Annotated in this window: 16 protein-coding genes; 10 read left to right on the top strand and 6 right to left on the bottom strand. The window is 54.9% G+C overall.

Translation table 11 applies throughout. The features are described 5' to 3' along the window. Positions 1-35: 35 nt before the first annotated feature. Complete coding sequence (locus AC1AX7_RS07190; protein WP_476509402.1) at positions 36-1,070, bottom strand: acyltransferase family protein; 1,035 nt, start codon at positions 1,068-1,070, stop codon at positions 36-38. A gap of 649 nt (positions 1,071-1,719) precedes the next feature. On the opposite strand from AC1AX7_RS07190, the gene AC1AX7_RS07185 reads away from it, so the two are divergent. Together AC1AX7_RS07185 and AC1AX7_RS07180 are read left to right on the top strand one after the other, a co-directional pair. Further along, entirely contained in the window at positions 1,720-1,911 is a 192-nt protein-coding gene (locus tag AC1AX7_RS07185) for a hypothetical protein (RefSeq protein WP_476509401.1), read from the top strand. A 158-nt stretch (positions 1,912-2,069) separates the two neighbouring features. Next, positions 2,070-3,107, top strand: coding sequence for a hypothetical protein (locus tag AC1AX7_RS07180; RefSeq protein ID WP_476509400.1), 1,038 nt, complete (start codon positions 2,070-2,072; stop codon positions 3,105-3,107). 729 nt (positions 3,108-3,836) lie between these two features. Here the strand turns inward: AC1AX7_RS07180 and AC1AX7_RS07175 are convergent. From AC1AX7_RS07175 to AC1AX7_RS07165, 3 genes are all read right to left on the bottom strand, one after another. Next, a complete protein-coding gene (locus tag AC1AX7_RS07175) occupies positions 3,837-5,177 on the bottom strand; it encodes a hypothetical protein (protein ID WP_476509399.1) in 1,341 nt (446 codons plus the stop codon). A 3-nt stretch (positions 5,178-5,180) separates the two neighbouring features. After that, positions 5,181-5,741, bottom strand: coding sequence for an arsenate reductase/protein-tyrosine-phosphatase family protein (locus tag AC1AX7_RS07170; protein WP_476509398.1), 561 nt, complete (start codon positions 5,739-5,741; stop codon positions 5,181-5,183). Positions 5,742-5,846: 105 nt separating this feature from the next. Continuing rightward, entirely contained in the window at positions 5,847-6,473 is a 627-nt protein-coding gene (locus AC1AX7_RS07165; RefSeq protein ID WP_476509397.1) for a hypothetical protein, read from the bottom strand. A 277-nt stretch (positions 6,474-6,750) separates the two neighbouring features. Here AC1AX7_RS07165 and AC1AX7_RS07160 point away from each other — a divergent pair, with 277 nt between their 5' ends. After that, positions 6,751-7,179 carry a hypothetical protein gene (locus tag AC1AX7_RS07160; RefSeq protein ID WP_476509396.1) on the top strand — a complete coding sequence of 143 codons (429 nt, stop codon included), beginning with the start codon at positions 6,751-6,753 and terminating at the stop codon, positions 7,177-7,179. Between the two features lie 127 nt (positions 7,180-7,306). Here AC1AX7_RS07160 and AC1AX7_RS07155 read toward each other — a convergent pair whose 3' ends face one another. Together AC1AX7_RS07155 and trxA are read right to left on the bottom strand one after the other, a co-directional pair. Then, positions 7,307-8,326: an aggregation-promoting factor C-terminal-like domain-containing protein gene (locus tag AC1AX7_RS07155; protein ID WP_476509395.1), complete on the bottom strand. Its 1,020-nt coding sequence runs from the start codon at positions 8,324-8,326 to the stop codon at positions 7,307-7,309. Positions 8,327-8,602: 276 nt separating this feature from the next. Continuing rightward, a complete protein-coding gene (gene trxA / locus AC1AX7_RS07150) occupies positions 8,603-8,956 on the bottom strand; it encodes a thioredoxin (RefSeq protein WP_476509394.1) in 354 nt (117 codons plus the stop codon). Positions 8,957-9,252: 296 nt separating this feature from the next. Between trxA and AC1AX7_RS07145 the strand changes: the two genes are divergently transcribed. The 7 genes from AC1AX7_RS07145 to AC1AX7_RS07115 all read left to right on the top strand — a co-directional run bounded on the left by AC1AX7_RS07145 (position 9,253) and on the right by AC1AX7_RS07115 (position 16,258). Next, positions 9,253-9,879 carry an NUDIX hydrolase family protein gene (locus AC1AX7_RS07145; protein WP_476509393.1) on the top strand — a complete coding sequence of 209 codons (627 nt, stop codon included), beginning with the start codon at positions 9,253-9,255 and terminating at the stop codon, positions 9,877-9,879. A gap of 95 nt (positions 9,880-9,974) precedes the next feature. Further along, the gene (locus tag AC1AX7_RS07140) at positions 9,975-10,844 is read left to right on the top strand and encodes an alpha/beta fold hydrolase (RefSeq protein ID WP_476509392.1); all 870 of its coding nucleotides are present in this window, start codon (positions 9,975-9,977) and stop codon (positions 10,842-10,844) included. A 140-nt stretch (positions 10,845-10,984) separates the two neighbouring features. After that, entirely contained in the window at positions 10,985-12,088 is a 1,104-nt protein-coding gene (gene nudC, locus AC1AX7_RS07135; protein ID WP_476509438.1) for an NAD(+) diphosphatase, read from the top strand. A 69-nt stretch (positions 12,089-12,157) separates the two neighbouring features. After that, positions 12,158-12,556 (top strand): glycine cleavage system protein GcvH, encoded by a 399-nt coding sequence (gcvH, locus tag AC1AX7_RS07130; protein ID WP_476509391.1) that lies wholly within the window; start codon positions 12,158-12,160, stop codon positions 12,554-12,556. A 252-nt stretch (positions 12,557-12,808) separates the two neighbouring features. Then, on the top strand, positions 12,809-14,026 hold the full coding sequence (locus AC1AX7_RS07125) for an App1 family protein (protein ID WP_476509390.1): 1,218 nt from the start codon (positions 12,809-12,811) through the stop codon (positions 14,024-14,026). A gap of 145 nt (positions 14,027-14,171) precedes the next feature. Beyond that, positions 14,172-15,518 (top strand): AAA family ATPase, encoded by a 1,347-nt coding sequence (locus tag AC1AX7_RS07120; RefSeq protein ID WP_476509389.1) that lies wholly within the window; start codon positions 14,172-14,174, stop codon positions 15,516-15,518. 5 nt (positions 15,519-15,523) lie between these two features. Next, positions 15,524-16,258, top strand: a complete 735-nt coding sequence (locus AC1AX7_RS07115) for an RloB family protein (protein ID WP_476509388.1) — start codon at positions 15,524-15,526, stop codon at positions 16,256-16,258. Positions 16,259-16,260 lie beyond the last annotated feature (2 nt).

The following is a 16,260-nucleotide window of genomic DNA, read 5'->3' as shown; positions in this document are numbered from 1 at the left end:
CGAAATCTCCTTCGAACAGCCCATTTTTTGTTCTGCTATCGTTGTGCGGCAAGCTTTCGTTGGATTGGATCATGCCGGTCAATCAGTGAGAAGATTTTGCGTCGAATCAGATCAATGATGATTACTGCCGCGAAAATCAGCGCGAGCATGATCGCATGAATCATGAACGTGATCCATGGATCGGCTGGGTTCATAAGTCGGAACACGGTTCCCATCACGAACTGTAGCCACATGGTGACAGGCCAGTACAAATGCACTAAATACACTGAAAGCGTGGAAGCCGCAATGGCATTAATACCATGCCAATAATGTGCGCGTGCTTGATTGGCAATCAGCAACAGCCCAAACGCCGCAGACATGGCTGGAATATTCCATGGCTTACTTCCGTAATCAAATGACGGAAGAATCTGCTGCGTGGCAAAACTTGCAACGATAAGCAGCATACCTCCCAGGAATAAGCCCCATGCCCATTGTGTTGAGCGCTCGATACGAGGCAGATACCAGCGAACATAGGAAATCAGAATGTATTGGTATACGAACAGAAAAACGCCGAGGCACATATTATTGTTGAAATACGGAATCACGCCAAATAATGCAAGCATTGCGAGAGCGAGAACTGCGTGAAAACGCTTTCCAAGGTTCTGCAATCCGGAATTTAACAAGGGGAGCAGCAGCAGAAACATAATGTAGGCAGTGGGGTACCACCACAGTCCGAATAATGTAGGGGCAGCGGATACCACGCCCAAATGTATCCAATCAAACAGGGAACGCAGCATCGGATAATCGGTAAACCACCAGACCGCTGAACAGATGAGGAACATTCCTAATGAGTAGAACAGCAGTTGCTTCTCAAGCTTCCAAATGCGTCGGAGTGTTGAACGTAAATCCGGTGTCCGACTTGTGCACAGGAACCATGCTGAAATGCTGAAGAAAAGAACATCTCCGATTCCGCCACCGCCATACGGCAGCAATTTTGCAAGAAGAGGATATTGCGTTGAATAGATTGCATCGCCGGGACCTAAGTGTGTCCAGATAATAAGATACATAGCGATGATGCGTAGTATCTCCACATTCGAATTACGTTGTTTCTGAGCGGCTTGGTGTCGGGGGGGGGGTATGAGTTGACATGAAATTCCCTTAGCTCTTCTCTCATCGATTACCGATTGAAATGGCGTCCAGAGACCTTCACATTTATATTTGGAATCATCCGTAGCGGGAATGCACGAATTCCAGACGCCGTTTCAAATCGATGTTACTATACCCATTCCCTGATTATTATGCCGCCGGATTCAATCTGTAAGTGTAACGCCGGCTTCCATACGGTCGGTCTTCGATGATAGCCGTTGAATCTCATCTCCAGCCAAACCTCGTTGCGCGTTCGGTGAGTGCGGATCTTTATCGAAGTGTCGTTGGTCTTCTGGACGATTGCCTAGAGCGAGTTCTAATAATGACTGTAACATCTTCATTGTTGATCGATCTTCAGGCCAGCTCGCCATCTTCGAGCAGTTCGGGGTGTTCGTCTCGCTTGTTTTCCTCATGTCGGCGAGTTTGTCATAGCTCTTCCGGTCGAACACGTACGCCGTGTCTGGCTTTTCTGCCGTGCCATGAGTTGTGACGTTCGTTAGAACTCGTCGGTGGAGTGTATCAGATTGGATGCTCGATTGTATAATCGATAATTCGAAGGTGCTTGCTGTTACAGGAATTAAGCAATCAAGTTTAATGACTATCAAGCAAGGATTATCTGCTGAAGTTGTCCGCTTTTTGCAATCGGGCAAAGTTAAAAGCTCCTGGCCGGGACTTCAGACGAAAATGGATCGCATCGTTGGCGGATGCCCTTCTTTTCGTCCTTTAATTGTAGAAAAAGGTAGAGCAGCGGCAGTGAAATATCTTGTGAGAAGATTCGTTAAATAATACGTATAGGGAGTGTGTCGGAAATCTGGATGAGATTCCCGACACACTCCCTATATGGAAATGATCATTTAAAGCGCAGATACTGTGAGATCAACGATTTGAGACTGTCGCCGACTGCGGAGCGCAACCGAATGTGCGCAAGATTCCGGAGCGCTACCATGAAAGACAAGAATCGTTATAGACTAATTGTTATAACCGCATGTCTGATACTCATTGGGATTCTTACGTTTGCAACGCTCATGCTCGTCGGAATCGTCTCTGTCAAACAATTTTCAATTTCTATCGATTGGAAATGGGGATTTTGGACTTGCCTAGAAGCGATTGGCACCATTGGCGCTACCATTGTTGCGCTATTTGGCCTAAATATTCAAGAGGTCAGAGAAAGACGACGGTCAGTGGCCAAAGTAGTATCCTCTTGGATTTCTGAAGATAACGAACCAAACGCTAATGGCACCGCGTATGTTCGCATAGCCATTATCCATATAAATAACGAGAGCGACGAACCAGTTTATGACGTTGAGGTGAATACGACGCTTGACAATGGAAAGCACTGGCTTGGGCCACTCTCTGCACCTGACCTAATACCGGTTCTTCCAGCTCATCGAGAGCTGCAATTCGATATCACGATTCCGATGCTTGGTTACCGACATATAGATACGCCGCAAGTTGCTTGCACCTTTGTCGACCCCAATGGGAGGGTATGGGAGCGTAATATTGACGGGAAATTAAGAGACTGCAGTAAAGAAAAACCTCATTGGGTAGATCAGCAAGATGACGAGTTAGACGAGTTACCTGTAAAAGAAGCGGACTTTACTCCGTTCAATCCTATGGCTGTTTGCCTGATGTTTCTCAGCACGCTTAACAAAGATCCACATGGAGAAACCATGCAGGAGTTGATTTCTCCACAGGCGCTTGGCTGGAAAACGGTGGATTGGGATGAGCTCAAGCACGATTATGGGAACTGTGTCCCGACCTCCAATGTTCGTTTCCCAGCTCCCTACGTTGCGAGCATTTTACTTGTCGCTGATGAGTCACTTCAAGGCAAGAAGGCTGAAGGTAGAGGACTGACACTTCATGCAGCGGCAGTGGTTACTTTGACTTTTTCTCAGGAGCAGGGTTGGAGAGTCTTCGGCATAGGAGATCGCGTACTTCCTGAAGACATCCTTTTCCCCGAGGGGACGCTTATGCAAAAATGAACTAAACGACTCTGCCCTAAGTATTCTCTGAGGTAATCATTTTCCCAGTGAGGAAATGATATGACTGATTCGCCTAATTCTGATTGAGTAGTGAGCACGGTTTGCGCCGGCAGCCGGTTGGATTGGTATCGCAAATCAGTTCGATGGTACTGTTGATGGTTTCAGGTATACGGCATCACTCCTACACCATTTACCGGTCTATAAATTTTAAAGAAATATATGTTGTTTTGAAAGAATCGCTTAGCGTCATCAAAGTTGCAGGGAGTAAAAGTGATTCCGGGTCGGTCATGCTTGTTGGATGCGCTAACCAATGTCGGGAACGGTGAAAAAGCAATCATTCTCTGCTTTGAGGAATATGCCAGACCGGAATCGATAGCCGCGTTTCTATTTTTAGACGGATTCTTGGGAACAGAGCGTGGGCGGTAAGTTGAACGGTAGTATGGAGGTCGGCATTTCGTGGCGATACAGACTATCAAGCACATACGGCCGCATAAACAGGTCAGGCTATTACGAAAGCCTCATCTTGGTTCGTTTCTTTAGTCATTTCGAGGTCTTCGAATTCTATGACGAAGCTAGATTCATGCAGGTACACGACAGTGGTGATTTCATTCTGCTCACCGGTGTTGTCCCCGAACTCTATTCGTGCTCGATCTCTAGCTGCCATGGTTTGTTATTGGACTGATGAATGTTGCATTAGGTTCATTGTGGAAATACGGGATCGAGAGACGTTCATCTCATCGGTGAGCGTTTCGCTTGTTCCTTCCATGCCGTCGCCCAGATGAACAACGGTAGCGCATAGAACGCGTACGCTTCGAACTGGAGATACAGGTAGGTCAGCAGTATCAGCCAGCAGATCGTGGTCTTGTTCCACGCATGATGCTTGGAAATATGTCGAAGCACCAATACTATGCCGGCCAGCAGCATCGGTAGACCGAATTCTGTCGCGAACGAAACATACGCGTTCATCGTAAACACATTGCCGGCCCGGTTGAGGGTCGCTCCGAACGGATCCTGTAGTTCCGCTATTTCCGAGGTCATGGTACCGCCCCAATCCGTGTAGAGTTCCAATGCTCGGTCATATCCTGCGGCGATGGCTGTGCCGAGATTGCCCGCGCCGAATCCCAGAACGGCACGCCATCCATCCTGAAACAGCGCTATCAATGGGGCCAGGGAACGGAACACGCGTGCCGACATCGAAGAATCGCCCGCCAATAAGCCATGCTGTATGAGCGATTGCATGCGGGGGTTCGCGGCAATCATCAGCGTGCCTCCCACACACAGCGCGAGAGCCGCCGAAATCGTGCCGAACAGCACTTTTCGGGAACGCATGATCCGCCGCCAGGGAACAAACACGATCGCACACAGCGTTGCCGCGACGGCGGTATCCAGCAGAATACGGACACCTGCACCCATAAGAATCGAGCTCGCCGCGAATGTGACGATCAAAACGATCAGGCGTTTGTCTCGGGAAAGCCAATATGCAGGAAGCAGAACGCCGAAAACATGCATTCCGATGTAACTGGGTTCCGCGAACAGAAACTGCGGGCGCGATATGAAATACTGGCGTAGATACCAGTCCGACAACGTCTGGTACGACCATGAGAAATGCAGATGATTTGGCTGCCCTAGCCAAGTGAACACGCCAACGGCGAACGCTATCCAGTAGGCGACGACGATGATTTTTATTGCTGTGCCTGTGTGCAAACGTCCTATCGTAAAGGCTACGTAAAAGGCACACGGCGTTGCGGCGGCGCAGAGAAGGGCTATTGCCGTTCGTACAAGGTACGTCGCATTGCTGCCCAACGCTGTCCAATCCAATACGCTGACGCAAAACATTGCGAATAGAAAAGGGAGGGTGGAAGGAAAGATGCGCAAAGCCTTACACGATTGTTTCCAATGCAGGCACGCGTATGCCAAGAACAGCAACGGAGAAAGAGGCGACCAGTACGGCATCTGAAAACCAAACGTCAGGCCGTCCACAGGCAGTAGAGCGAGAGCGGCGTACATAACGTAATCCCGGATGTCATGGGGTTGATCAGCACTCAGCGATGTCGGATATTGACGCATCATACCTCATCGAATGCCAGATAAGGCGGCGGCGATGGCATGGGAACAACGTTCTATATCATGGGCGACGGCGTCATATACCGCATCTTCGCATCGGTACGGGTCTTCAATATCATGGAATATTGGCATGGAAGGTCGTATGAAGGGTTCTGAATCTATGATGTAGTGTAGACGGTCCTCCGGATTCGACGGGCTGTCTGATCCCATACCGTGAACATACGCGTTGCAAAGATTGGCGAAGTCGTCAATCACGAATACTTTGCCGAACGCGTTGATATCACGATCGATGATTTCATCTGATTGCGACTGCGTGAAAGTAAGAATAAGGTCGGCATGTCGTATCGACTCGTCGGTGACGGGGCGTGAACGATGTCTGGAGGAGTCGATTCCATTGGTCGCAAGGCGTGACGCATACCGCTGCGACATGGGCGCATTCCGTAAAGACAGCAATCCGCGGCTGAACACTGTGACGCCTGTGACGTGCATTTGTCGTAGATCTTCTCGAAGAATATATTCGCCATATGCGGAACGGCAGATGTTGCCGTGGCAGACCAGCAGTATTTGCATTGATTTCCCCCTCATATCAATGCGTAAAAAAGGACCTCAGTATTAATCCCGAGGTCCTTATTCATATCGATAACATCAACGCCCTTGTGTCTGGCGTCTGTCGGTTCAACGGTTATGGGCGTTGCGGCGAACAACGAATACTGCAATACCTGCGATTACAAAAAGCAACACGGCTACGGCATACGGTGCCACTGACGCGCCGGTGTCAGCGGTCGTCTGAGAGCTGGAAACGGCGCCGGTCGCAGGAACGCTATAAGTCAGGTACGAGCTCTCGTTGCCGTTAGCGTCAACGGCGAGCACGGAGACATAGTCGGAAGAGGACAGCTCGTCATAGCTGCTCACTTCCGTCTTGGACATAAATACCTGAATCTGCACGGAGGACGCCTCGGCCTTGGCTTGATCCGTCAGCTTCAGATCGAGTGTGAAATTATCGGAGTCGACAGTGCCCAGATACTTGAACGTATCCATATTGGCTGCCAGCACGACATCGGCGATCTGCTGGGAATTGTAGTGGACGGAGACATGCTTGTAGCCGGCTTCCACAGCTTTGTCGGCGCTTACAGGTACGGACAAGGTGCCGGTCTGTGCGTTGTATGTGATGCCATTCGTGTTGATGGTGGGACGATACGTGTTGGCTTCGTCGGCCATTGCGGTATTAGCTGCAACAGCGAAGCCAAGCATAGCCACGACACTGGCGAGCGCAGCCATGATTCTTTTGAGCGCATTCTTCATCGCTTTTTCCTCCTCGTTCAAAGTAGGCAGACCCAATTCTGCGGAATCCGATTCGCGTCTTCCTCTTCCGGAAGGCTGAACGCCCTCATTGTAGTTGTTGCGCGTGACAGTGGTGTAAATGCGGTGCCGGATGTGAGACCTGATTTTTTCGTGTAAGCAACAAGATTTTAAAATAAAGACGGTGCATAAAATTCGGAGTAAATTCTATGTATAATATTTTGAATTAATTAAAAATATTAGTATACGTCTTATAATTTTGATAACAAAGGAGCATCTCATGTCCGTACTGCAGGGATTTGAAGAAATCAAAACCGTCGCCCCGATCGGCAAGGTCGTCGTCACCATCACCGAATCAGTCATTCGTTTCAATAAAGCCACCGCAGCGGCCCTCGGCTACCCGGCATATGTGAAGATGCTCGTCAATGAGAAGACCCGTCAAATCGCCGTGCAGGCATGCACCGGTCGTGACGGCAACGCCATCAAATTCAGCAAGCCGGAAGGCAAGCAGACCGCGTCCGTCAGCGTCAAGGAGCCGACCGTGCTGGCCGCAGTGCAGGAATTCTTCACGTTCCCGCAGGCCGGCGAAACCGAAATCGCCTTCCAGTCGATCACCGGCACCGTATACCGTGACGAAAAGGTCGTCGTCTTCAACGCCGACAATGCCACTGCCGGCACCATGAAGAAGCGCGGCCGCAAGAAGGCCTGATCTTCCCCATATGCATACGGTGCTTCATATGGTAAATCCGTAAGCCAAAATAAAACCGCCTGATGCTTCCACAGCATCGGGCGGTTTTGTAATGATATGAGGTTTGGGTTTATTTAATCGGCTTTGTTTAATACCAGCCGTTGGCGATCCAGAAATTATAGGCGCCTTGCAGGGATCCGTAACGGCCGTTGCAGTAGCCGACGAACCACTTGAACTGCGTCTGGTAGTTCGTGGCCCAATCCGCGCCGGCGGAAGCCATCTTGCTGCCGGGCAGCGCCTGCGCCAATCCGTATGCGCCGGAGGAAGGATTCGTGGCGGTCGGATTCCAGCCGGACTCATGATTGATGATGTACACGGCGGCAGAGAAATCGGCTTCGCTGTAGCCGTTGGAAATCAGATAGTCATGCGCCCAGGACTGCATTTCGCTCGCCGGAATGGTGGTGCCGAGGCTGGAGCCGTTTGAGCTGCTTGAAGTGCTGGAGCTGCTTGTGGAGCCGGTGCCTACGAGGATCACGCGGTCGACCGGGGCCTTCTTCACATATGACGCGAACACGTTGGAGGAGATCACGGTGTCTCCGGAGCGCGTGACCAGGCTCGTGGTCTCCATCACGCCTTCCTCGCCTTCGGATTCCACCTTTTCGGTGCCGGCGGGCAGCTCGTCGGTCTCCTTCTTCACCGTGTTGAAGGCGATCGGCTGTTCGGAGGTTTCCAATTCGGCGCCGGCGCGTTCGATGGTGATGACGGTTTTCTCGGTGACCTTCTCGTCCAGCGCGGGGGAGACCGTGTCGTTCGGTTCAAGCGTGATCTCGCCGGCATCAAGCACGGACTTCACCGTCGTGAAACCGGTGCCGAGGATCACGCGCGATTTGCCGTTGATCTTGACGGTGACATACGAGGTGTCGCCGGACAAAGCGTCGCGGGCGTTGCCACGGGAAGCCGCCTGGGACGCGTCGGGGTCTGTGGCGGAATATGTTGTTGCCTGCGGCTGTTCGTCGGCTTTGACGGTGCCATACATGTTCTGGGACAGCACGCCGCCGGTGGCGAGCAGTCCGACCAGTGCGACGGATGCTCCGATCATGGTCCATTGACGCTTGGTCGGCATGGACAGGGTTCGCAATATGCTGCGCTTCCTGCGATGGCTAGCCATTATGCTCCTCGGGACGACTACAGTTCCTCGGCGGATTCGGCAAGATGGGCGTTCTGCTGCGGCCGGATGCGTCAATGGCCGCTTTGTCTCGTCTTGCGATGTGCACTTCCCAAAGTTCCGCCGGAACGCACATACGCTGCTCAGTCTATACCAGACGGCGGTCTTTCGCTCACCCCCGTAAGCGGCAAGCAAGCGGCAAACAAGCGGCAAGGCGGCGATCCCCTTGTGGGAACCGCCGCCTTGCCGCTTGCGTCTGGCGTTTGATTGAGCGGAAACTTATTCCGCTTTCGCGCCTTCGACCTTGCTCAGGTCGAGCGCCTTGGCCTGGGCGATCAGGTCGTCCAGGTCGGAGGCGCGCAGGGCGCCGGCCTGCTGGAAGATCACATTGCCCTGCTTGACCACCATCAGAGTCGGCACGGCCTGCACGTGGGCGGCCGCAGCCAGATCCTGATTCTGGTCGATGTCGACCTTGGCGAAATACACGTCCGGATTCTTCTCGCTGGCCTGCTCGAAGGTCGGGCCGAACGCGCGGCACGGGCCGCACCACGTCGCCCAGAAGTCCACGAACACCAGATCGTTGCCGGTGATGACCTGTTCGAAATCCTTGGAAGTCACTGCATGCGTTGCCATAAATACTCCTTATATCATTTACGCAATCGAAGTCGCGCAAGGGGTCGTCCGTCTGTTTTTCCGCGTTATCCGCGCCCGTCATTGGGTGTGTCCATCCGCTGTACCGCTTGCGCTTCTTGTGGAAGCCCGCAGTCGGTCGCTGCGAAAAGAACCGGGCATGGCTGCTATGACCGATACAACCACGAAGCGGCCCCCGACATTCCCGACACGTCGAACAATCAGCCAACAGACGAATTTGCGGAGTGTTTCAGCGGCGTATACGGAAGGTTCAGCGATGAACGGTGATAATGGAATGCATGCGACTGTTACATGATGAAGTGCCCGACGACGACGATTTTGACGCCGGCCGTAAGCGTGGCGAATTCGACGACATCACGCCCGAAGACTTCATCAGGGGCTCCGGCCACGGCAACCCTCCCGGATGGCTCAGCAGCGGCGAAATCAACGATATGCGCCATCGCATGCCCATCGCATACGTCTGCGTCGTGCCGGTGCGCGCCGACGAATTGGGTCGCGTCGTTCAGGTCGGCTCGCTTCTGCGCGCCTCCGACGACGGCTCGATCGAACGCACGCTGATCGCGGGCCGTGTTCTGTACCATGAATCGATCCGCGAAGCCATCGCCCGCAATGTCGCAAAGGATCTGGGCGATATCGCTTTGCCGCAGCTGCCGGCGGTATTGCAGCCATTCACCGTCGCCGAATATTTCCCGACGCCGGGCCTGTGCCGTTATTTCGACCCGCGTCAGCATGCGATCGCGCTGTGCTATGTCGTGCCCATCGCAGGCGACTGCAAGCCGCAGGACGAAACCTTGGACGTCGAATGGATCTCGCCGGATGACAAGCTTTTCGAAACCTTCCTCAACCAGATGAGCAACGGCGAGGACGCCATCGTACGGCAGGCGATGCTGATATGCGGTGCCTAACGGGACTCGGATATCAAAACAGAATGGGTAAACTCTGAATTCGACGATTGCGAAAATATAAGATTTTTGAAAATCGTAGAAAATAGGATTGCAATATGACGATTGAGTTGCATAACAATGTATATCGCGACGGCGAGGGCATGCCGTTGATTCTTGTGCATGGGTTCCCGGTGGACCACAGGATGTGGGATCGCTGCGCGCGGGGAATCATCGGTCTGAGCGACGCCGCAGGCATGAAGCCGTTCCCGATTTGGGCGCCTGACATGCCCGGAGCCGGCGAAGGGCCGATCCCAGGCGAGGAGGCAAGCGGCGGAATGAGCGAAGACGGCGTCTACGAATACGGCCTCGACCGCATGGCCGACGCATACGTTGAGCTGCTCCGACGGCATGGGTATGAGAAAGCCGTATGGGCGGGCCTTTCGATGGGCGGCTATCTGGTGCTCGACGTTCAGCGGCTGCACCCAGAAGCCATCGCCGGCATCGCCTTGTGCGACACCAAAGGCGACGCCGACTCGCCGCAGGCGCGCGCCAATCGCGTGCGCATCGCGGAAATCTGCGAAAGCACCGGAAGCCGTGAACCCGTCATGCATTTCGCCCAGGCCAATCCCGATACCGATTCCACGGTCAAGCAATCGCAGCGGTACATCGACCAATTCACAACGTGGATCAACGAACAGCCGGCCGAAGGCATCGCGTGGCGTGAACGCATGGCCGCAGGCAGACCCGACCTCAACGACCAGCTGCCATTGATCACCGCGCCCGCGGCGGTGATCTGCGGCGACCTCGACCCTTCCAGCCCGCCGGCCGCAATGAGTGCGCTCGCTGAGCGGATGGTCAAAACCGGCGTCGAAAAAACGGTAATTGACGATTGTGGGCACTTCAGTGCGTACGAGCATCCCGATCGGGTTGCCGAGGCGCTGCTGTCCGTGATGCGGAAAGCTTCAGAAACGTTGGAATTCCAATGATTTTCCGCGAATGCGTAGGCAATCCGTGAGACGCGCGTGATCCGCGAAAACGGCCGGTGCGGAGGAGACGTACACGCAATCGCAAAATGCGTATGTTGTGAAGCCGATGTTCGGTCGGCGTTCCATGAGGAGGCATGAATATGGGATTTTTCTCGCCACTATCGCTAACGCAGGCGCTGCCGTTCCTGCCGCTGGCCCAGGGTGACATCGATTACGAGTCGGAACGGCGCGCCGATCCGGCACTGGTCCCGTCGCTGCTGCAGGAACCGCAGACGAAAGTGATCCTGACGCGCGGAGGCAAGGTCGCGGTGCCGCATGGGCAGGGCAATGTCGGCTTCGCCAACGTTACGATGCGGCTTGCCACGCTGCCGGGCGCATACGTGCTGGAATCGCTGCGCGCGCACCCGGAAGCGGTCGCCATGTTCCTGGGCTCCTACGGCGGCGGGCGCGACGAGCATGTCATAGCAGTCGACATCACGCGCGTGGAAAACGAAAGCGAAGCGGTCGGCGCGGTGCCGGACGCCGCGGGCGAAGGCGCGGACGACGCCTTCGACGAAAGCACCGGACTGACCATGAACCGCACAAGAACGAAGCCGACGTTGCTGCAATCCGCCATTCGCCGCTTCGACTGGGTCGACCTGCGCGTGTTCGCGCCGCATGCCTCCGCCCGCGAAACAGGGCAGGCCACCACCGCCATTTCGCTGAGCATCTGGCACACCAGGCAGCGTTGCTGCCCGACCTGCGGCGCTCCCGTGGAGGCTGCGATGAGCGGATGGGCGCAGCGTTGCACGTCGTCGGACGACGGGCATCGCCTGCTGTTCCCGCGCATCGAACCGGCCGTCATCACCGTGATCGTGGACTCGCAGGACCGCATTCTGCTGCAACACAACAGCGCATGGAACGATCCGGGGCTGTATTCGGTGTCCGCGGGATTCGTGGAAGCCGGCGAAAACCTGGAACATGCGGCCCGAAGGGAAGCCAAGGAGGAAGTCGGCATCACGCTGGGCGAGATGAAATATCTCGGTTCGCAGCCGTGGCCGTTCCCCGCGTCTCTGATGATCGCGTTCAAGGCGCACGCGCTGGACAACGATATCCGCGTCGACGGTTCGGAGACGTTGAGCGCCCGATGGGCCACACGCGACGAGTATATGGCCGAATTGACGGCGGGGCGTATGCAGGCGCCGGGCAAGGCGACGATCGCGCGCTACATGATCGAGGAGTGGCTGGGGCACGAGCTGCCGTAAGCCGTTCCCGCCCAGTCCCGCCCCGTCACGTCGCACCCGGCTTTGCCCGTCATGCCGTACACTGGTTTCATGAGCGAAGCAAATGACAATATGAACCTGTCCGTCCCCGAACATCTGGAATATTCCGAAGAGCATGTATGGGTGGACGCCTCCGTCTCCCCGGCCGTCATCGGCATCACCGAATATGCGGCCGGTCAGCTGGGCGATCTCGTCTACCTGGACATGCCGGAAGCCGACACGCATGTGCAGGCCGGCGACGAAATCATGGAACTGGAATCCTCCAAGGCGGTCTCCCCGCTGGTCAGCCCGGTGTCCGGCACGATTCGCTACGTGAATCGTGAGGCCGCCGACGATCCGAGCGTCGTGAACAACGATCCGTACGGCGAAGGATGGATCCTCAAGATCGAACTTGACGACGACGAGCCGGAACTGCTCAGCGCCGAAGAATACGCCAAGATCGCGCAGTGACGCGCCGGGGACGTCGGCTGACGTCGATTACGCCGCCTGCGGTATCGCCCTGCGACGCCGCAAGCGCCGCCGTCTGCAGCGCGAAGCTGTGTGCAGATGGCCAAAGATGAGGTTTCCGTCGGTGCCGCAAGCGCCGTCGCCCGCGGCGCCGCCCACAATGCCGCCTGCCGTGCCGCGGGCGGCGTGCATGATCGGCGTTTCGCCTACAGGCGTTAACGCAACTGGGTTGCATGGTGCTTCTATAGTTGGGGTATGAGCAACCCAGTTGAACGAATGAACACCACGACGGCTGATATGCCGACCGTTCCGATTCCGGCGCATCCCGCTGTCACGACGTTCGATTCCGCGTCCCGCCATGAGCGCATCGAGCGCAAGCCCCTGATGGTGCGTCTGACGCGTCGCGTCATCACGCGCACGTTCGGCCTGTGGGTGCGCCTTTCCACGGATCTGGCGCATCGGCTGGGCTGGTTCTCCCAGGTCGAACCCTATGTGGGGTATGGCAATGAGGACTATTCGCGTTTGATCTGCCGCACCGTCTACGGTCCCGTGAAGCAGATGCCCGCGCAGTGGCGTCGCGGCATCTACGGCATGCTCGCGGTGCCCTCGCCGCGTGTGCGCGTGCGCATCGCCATCGACGGCACGCCGCTGCAGACCGTGCAGGTGGGGGAGCTGGAGGCCTACGACAAAGTCGACCCTTCGCAGGTGCGCAACAGCAGATATGCGGTTTCCGATTCCGCCGGATATCTCGATCTCGTCGCCGAACACCATCTGGAACCGGGCATCCATCGCGTCGGCTATTACGTCAAGCATCGTCGCCCGATTACGGCGAATCTGTTCACCATTCCGAAAAGCAGCCGCGTCGGCATCATCTCCGATGTGGACGACACCATCATGGTCACGCAGGCGCCCACATTCTGGAAGGCCGCCTACAATCTGCTGCTGCTCGATCCGAAGAAGCGCGCTCCCGTGCCGGGCATGAGCGTGCTGTTTTCGAAATTGCAGGATATGTTTCCGGACGCCCCGTTCTTCTACCTGTCGACGTCGCCGTGGAACGTGGAGAGCTCCATCCGGCATTTCATCACCTACCACGGCTATCCGGAAGGGCCGCTGCTGCTGCGCGACCTTGATCCGCGCCCGAAAACCTTCGTTCCGTCCGGCGTGCAGCACAAGCTGGAATACGTCGAACAGCTGATGGCCGATTTCCCCGATATGAAATTCATCCTGATCGGCGACGACGGCCAGAAGGATCCGACCACGTATGCGACGATCGCCCGCCGTTATCCGGGCCGAGTGCTGGCGATCGGCATCCGGCAATTGTCGCCGCGTGAGGCGTCGGGCGGCTTGGGTGTGATGGGCGGCCGCACCGCAACCCAGCCCACGCCGGTCACCGACGTCCCCGTCTTCACCGGCACCACCGGTTCCAACCTGATGAAGACGATGCTCCCCTACCTGTCCCACCTCATCCGTTAACGCTTGTGGAAAATCGGGGATATAAGATTTCATATGGAATTTTGTATAATAATTGCAAAATATCCTTTGAAGATTACAATTTCTTATTTTCTGTAATGTATTATCGATGCTGACGAAGTTGTCGTCAGCAGAGAGGCAGCGGCATATGTTGTTGGATTTCACAGTGGAAAACCTGCTGAGTTTTCGAGATGCGCAGCAGTTCTCAATGCGGCGACTCGGTCATGTATCGGATGAAAATACATGGGAACATCCCAAAGTGTCTACGCTGGCGGCATTGTATGGAGGCAATGCATCAGGGAAAACGAATTTTCTGCGGTGCATAAGATTTTTCGCAAATTTTGTGGACAACAGCTTCCGTGCGGGGGATTCCTCTTCCGCAACGGGTTCGATTCCGTTCTTGCTGGATAATGAATCGGAAGGCAAACCTTCCACGTTGTTTTCGGAATTCATCGCTCCGGACGGTAACCGTTACCAGTATTGGTTCACATTGACGCGCACGCAGGTCGTGGAAGAAGTCCTATGGCTATTCCGATCCGATACGAATCGTAAAAGCGTGGTATTCGAACGCGAAGCGGGAAAACCCGTCAAATTTGGAACGGTTATGGGATCGACGGGAAAAATAGTCGAACGCATAACCCGTGACAATGCTCTGCTGCTGTCTGCGGCAGCGGCCTCCGGCGTAGAAGCGGTACTGCCTGCTTATGGGGAAATCACTCGTGTCATCAAACGTCGTGGCACGGTGAATTTCGACGAATACTTCGCGGCGATGACTCACCTGTTGCAGCAGGATACGGAATTGGCCGGGCAGATCGCCGAATTGGTCAGATATGCGGATTTAGGCATCTCCGGAGTGGATTTCAGAGAGCAGGACGTGCCCTCCGAACGCTCGCAGCAGCTTGCATCGCTTGCTGCGGCGTTGAACGCCCTTAACGGTGAAGGTCCTGAAGGGCAATCGGAAAACGGGGCGGAAGCAGGCGACGCACTGCGTTTCAGCGTGCCTCACATACTGTTCTCACATGACGGGCGCGGCGTGACTCGAAAATTTTCGGAGCAGTGGGAGTCGGAGGGTACTCGTAACGCCTTGCTGCTGTTGCTGTGGGTCATCCAATCTTTGACTGAGCATTCCGTTCTGCTGATTGATGAAATCGATACCAGTCTGAGCGCGGAATTGGTGTCTGAAATTGTGGAACTGTATCGCGACCCGCATACGAACCCGTATCAGTCGCAGTTGATTTTCACCACGCACGACCTCAGTCTGATCAGCCATTCCGGTGTGGAGGATCGGCCGCTGGATCGCGATCAGATTTGGCTGGTTTCCAAAAACCAGTACGGAGAGTCGTCATTGCATCCGTTGACCGAGTGGGAAAACCGTAATGTGAATTTCGGGAAAAACTATCAGCACAACATCTATGCACCGGTGCCTCGTCCGTCTCTGCATGAAACCGTCGCTCGGATCTGCTCGCAATCCGCACAGGCGACGAAAGACAGGTGATTGCAATGGTCCGTCCACCGGCGCATGGTCGTTCGAAGAAAAGCTCTCGCCGTGGAAAGCGGTTTTTGATTCTTTGCGGCGGAGAAGTCACCGAAATGGAATATTTCGAATACGTCAGATCCGTGATCGGAAACCGCTGCTCCAATCAAGGCGTTGGCTGGGAGGTGCGTCGTGACATACGGCTTGAGTCGGAAGGCGTCGACCCGCTGACATTGGCGGAAGACGCGGTTGCTTTGTCTCGGCGTGACGCCAAGGATGCCAGAAAGGAACAATACGAGCCGTTCGAAGTGGTTTGGGCTGTAACCGATGTCGATGATTTCGGAGAGAAAATCCAATTGGCGCAATCCGAAGTCGACGCCACTGCCGGCAAGGTACGCCTTATTATCTCCAATCCCTGTTTTGAAGTGTGGATAATCGACCATGATGTAAGTTGTCCTGAATCGTATAAAGAGACCGCGGAATGCCAGCGATATGCCAGAGAGCGGGGATTGTTGGGGAACGTCAGAGGCCATAAGAACAAGCATTTGATTACCGAGAAAATTCAAGGCAGATATGCGAAGGCGGTAAGGAATGCCGACAGGCATATGCGTGATGCTGGGCAACGGCGATTACGGGAACGGCATCCAGCGGTAACGCGGAGATCGAATTATGCGCCATGGACGGATGTGCCGCAGATCACTCAAGCGCTTGTTGGTGAATGCTTCCGCGTTTCAGGGCACGACATTACTGAGGAATTATAGTT

The organism is Bifidobacterium sp. LH_449 (assembly GCF_056356755.1).
Note: the sequence above shows the minus strand (reverse complement) of the source record. Positions and strands in the feature narration are given on the sequence as shown.

What these genes read in the sequence shown, in the direction of transcription:
- AC1AX7_RS07185 (WP_476509401.1), top strand. Translation starts at nt 1,720, where the DNA reads ATGACTATCAAGCAAGGATTATCTGCTGAAGTTGTCCGCTTTTTGCAA.
- AC1AX7_RS07180 (WP_476509400.1), top strand. Translation starts at nt 2,070, where the DNA reads ATGAAAGACAAGAATCGTTATAGACTAATTGTTATAACCGCATGTCTG.
- AC1AX7_RS07175 (WP_476509399.1), bottom strand. Translation starts at nt 5,177, where the DNA reads ATGATGCGTCAATATCCGACATCGCTGAGTGCTGATCAACCCCATGAC.
- AC1AX7_RS07170 (WP_476509398.1), bottom strand. Translation starts at nt 5,741, where the DNA reads ATGCAAATACTGCTGGTCTGCCACGGCAACATCTGCCGTTCCGCATAT.
- AC1AX7_RS07165 (WP_476509397.1), bottom strand. Translation starts at nt 6,473, where the DNA reads ATGAAGAATGCGCTCAAAAGAATCATGGCTGCGCTCGCCAGTGTCGTG.
- AC1AX7_RS07160 (WP_476509396.1), top strand. Translation starts at nt 6,751, where the DNA reads ATGTCCGTACTGCAGGGATTTGAAGAAATCAAAACCGTCGCCCCGATC.
- AC1AX7_RS07155 (WP_476509395.1), bottom strand. Translation starts at nt 8,326, where the DNA reads ATGGCTAGCCATCGCAGGAAGCGCAGCATATTGCGAACCCTGTCCATG.
- trxA (WP_476509394.1), bottom strand. Translation starts at nt 8,956, where the DNA reads ATGGCAACGCATGCAGTGACTTCCAAGGATTTCGAACAGGTCATCACC.
- AC1AX7_RS07145 (WP_476509393.1), top strand. Translation starts at nt 9,253, where the DNA reads ATGCGACTGTTACATGATGAAGTGCCCGACGACGACGATTTTGACGCC.
- AC1AX7_RS07140 (WP_476509392.1), top strand. Translation starts at nt 9,975, where the DNA reads ATGACGATTGAGTTGCATAACAATGTATATCGCGACGGCGAGGGCATG.
- nudC (WP_476509438.1), top strand. Translation starts at nt 10,985, where the DNA reads ATGGGATTTTTCTCGCCACTATCGCTAACGCAGGCGCTGCCGTTCCTG.
- gcvH (WP_476509391.1), top strand. Translation starts at nt 12,158, where the DNA reads ATGAGCGAAGCAAATGACAATATGAACCTGTCCGTCCCCGAACATCTG.
- AC1AX7_RS07125 (WP_476509390.1), top strand. Translation starts at nt 12,809, where the DNA reads ATGAGCAACCCAGTTGAACGAATGAACACCACGACGGCTGATATGCCG.
- AC1AX7_RS07120 (WP_476509389.1), top strand. Translation starts at nt 14,172, where the DNA reads ATGTTGTTGGATTTCACAGTGGAAAACCTGCTGAGTTTTCGAGATGCG.
- AC1AX7_RS07115 (WP_476509388.1), top strand. Translation starts at nt 15,524, where the DNA reads ATGGTCCGTCCACCGGCGCATGGTCGTTCGAAGAAAAGCTCTCGCCGT.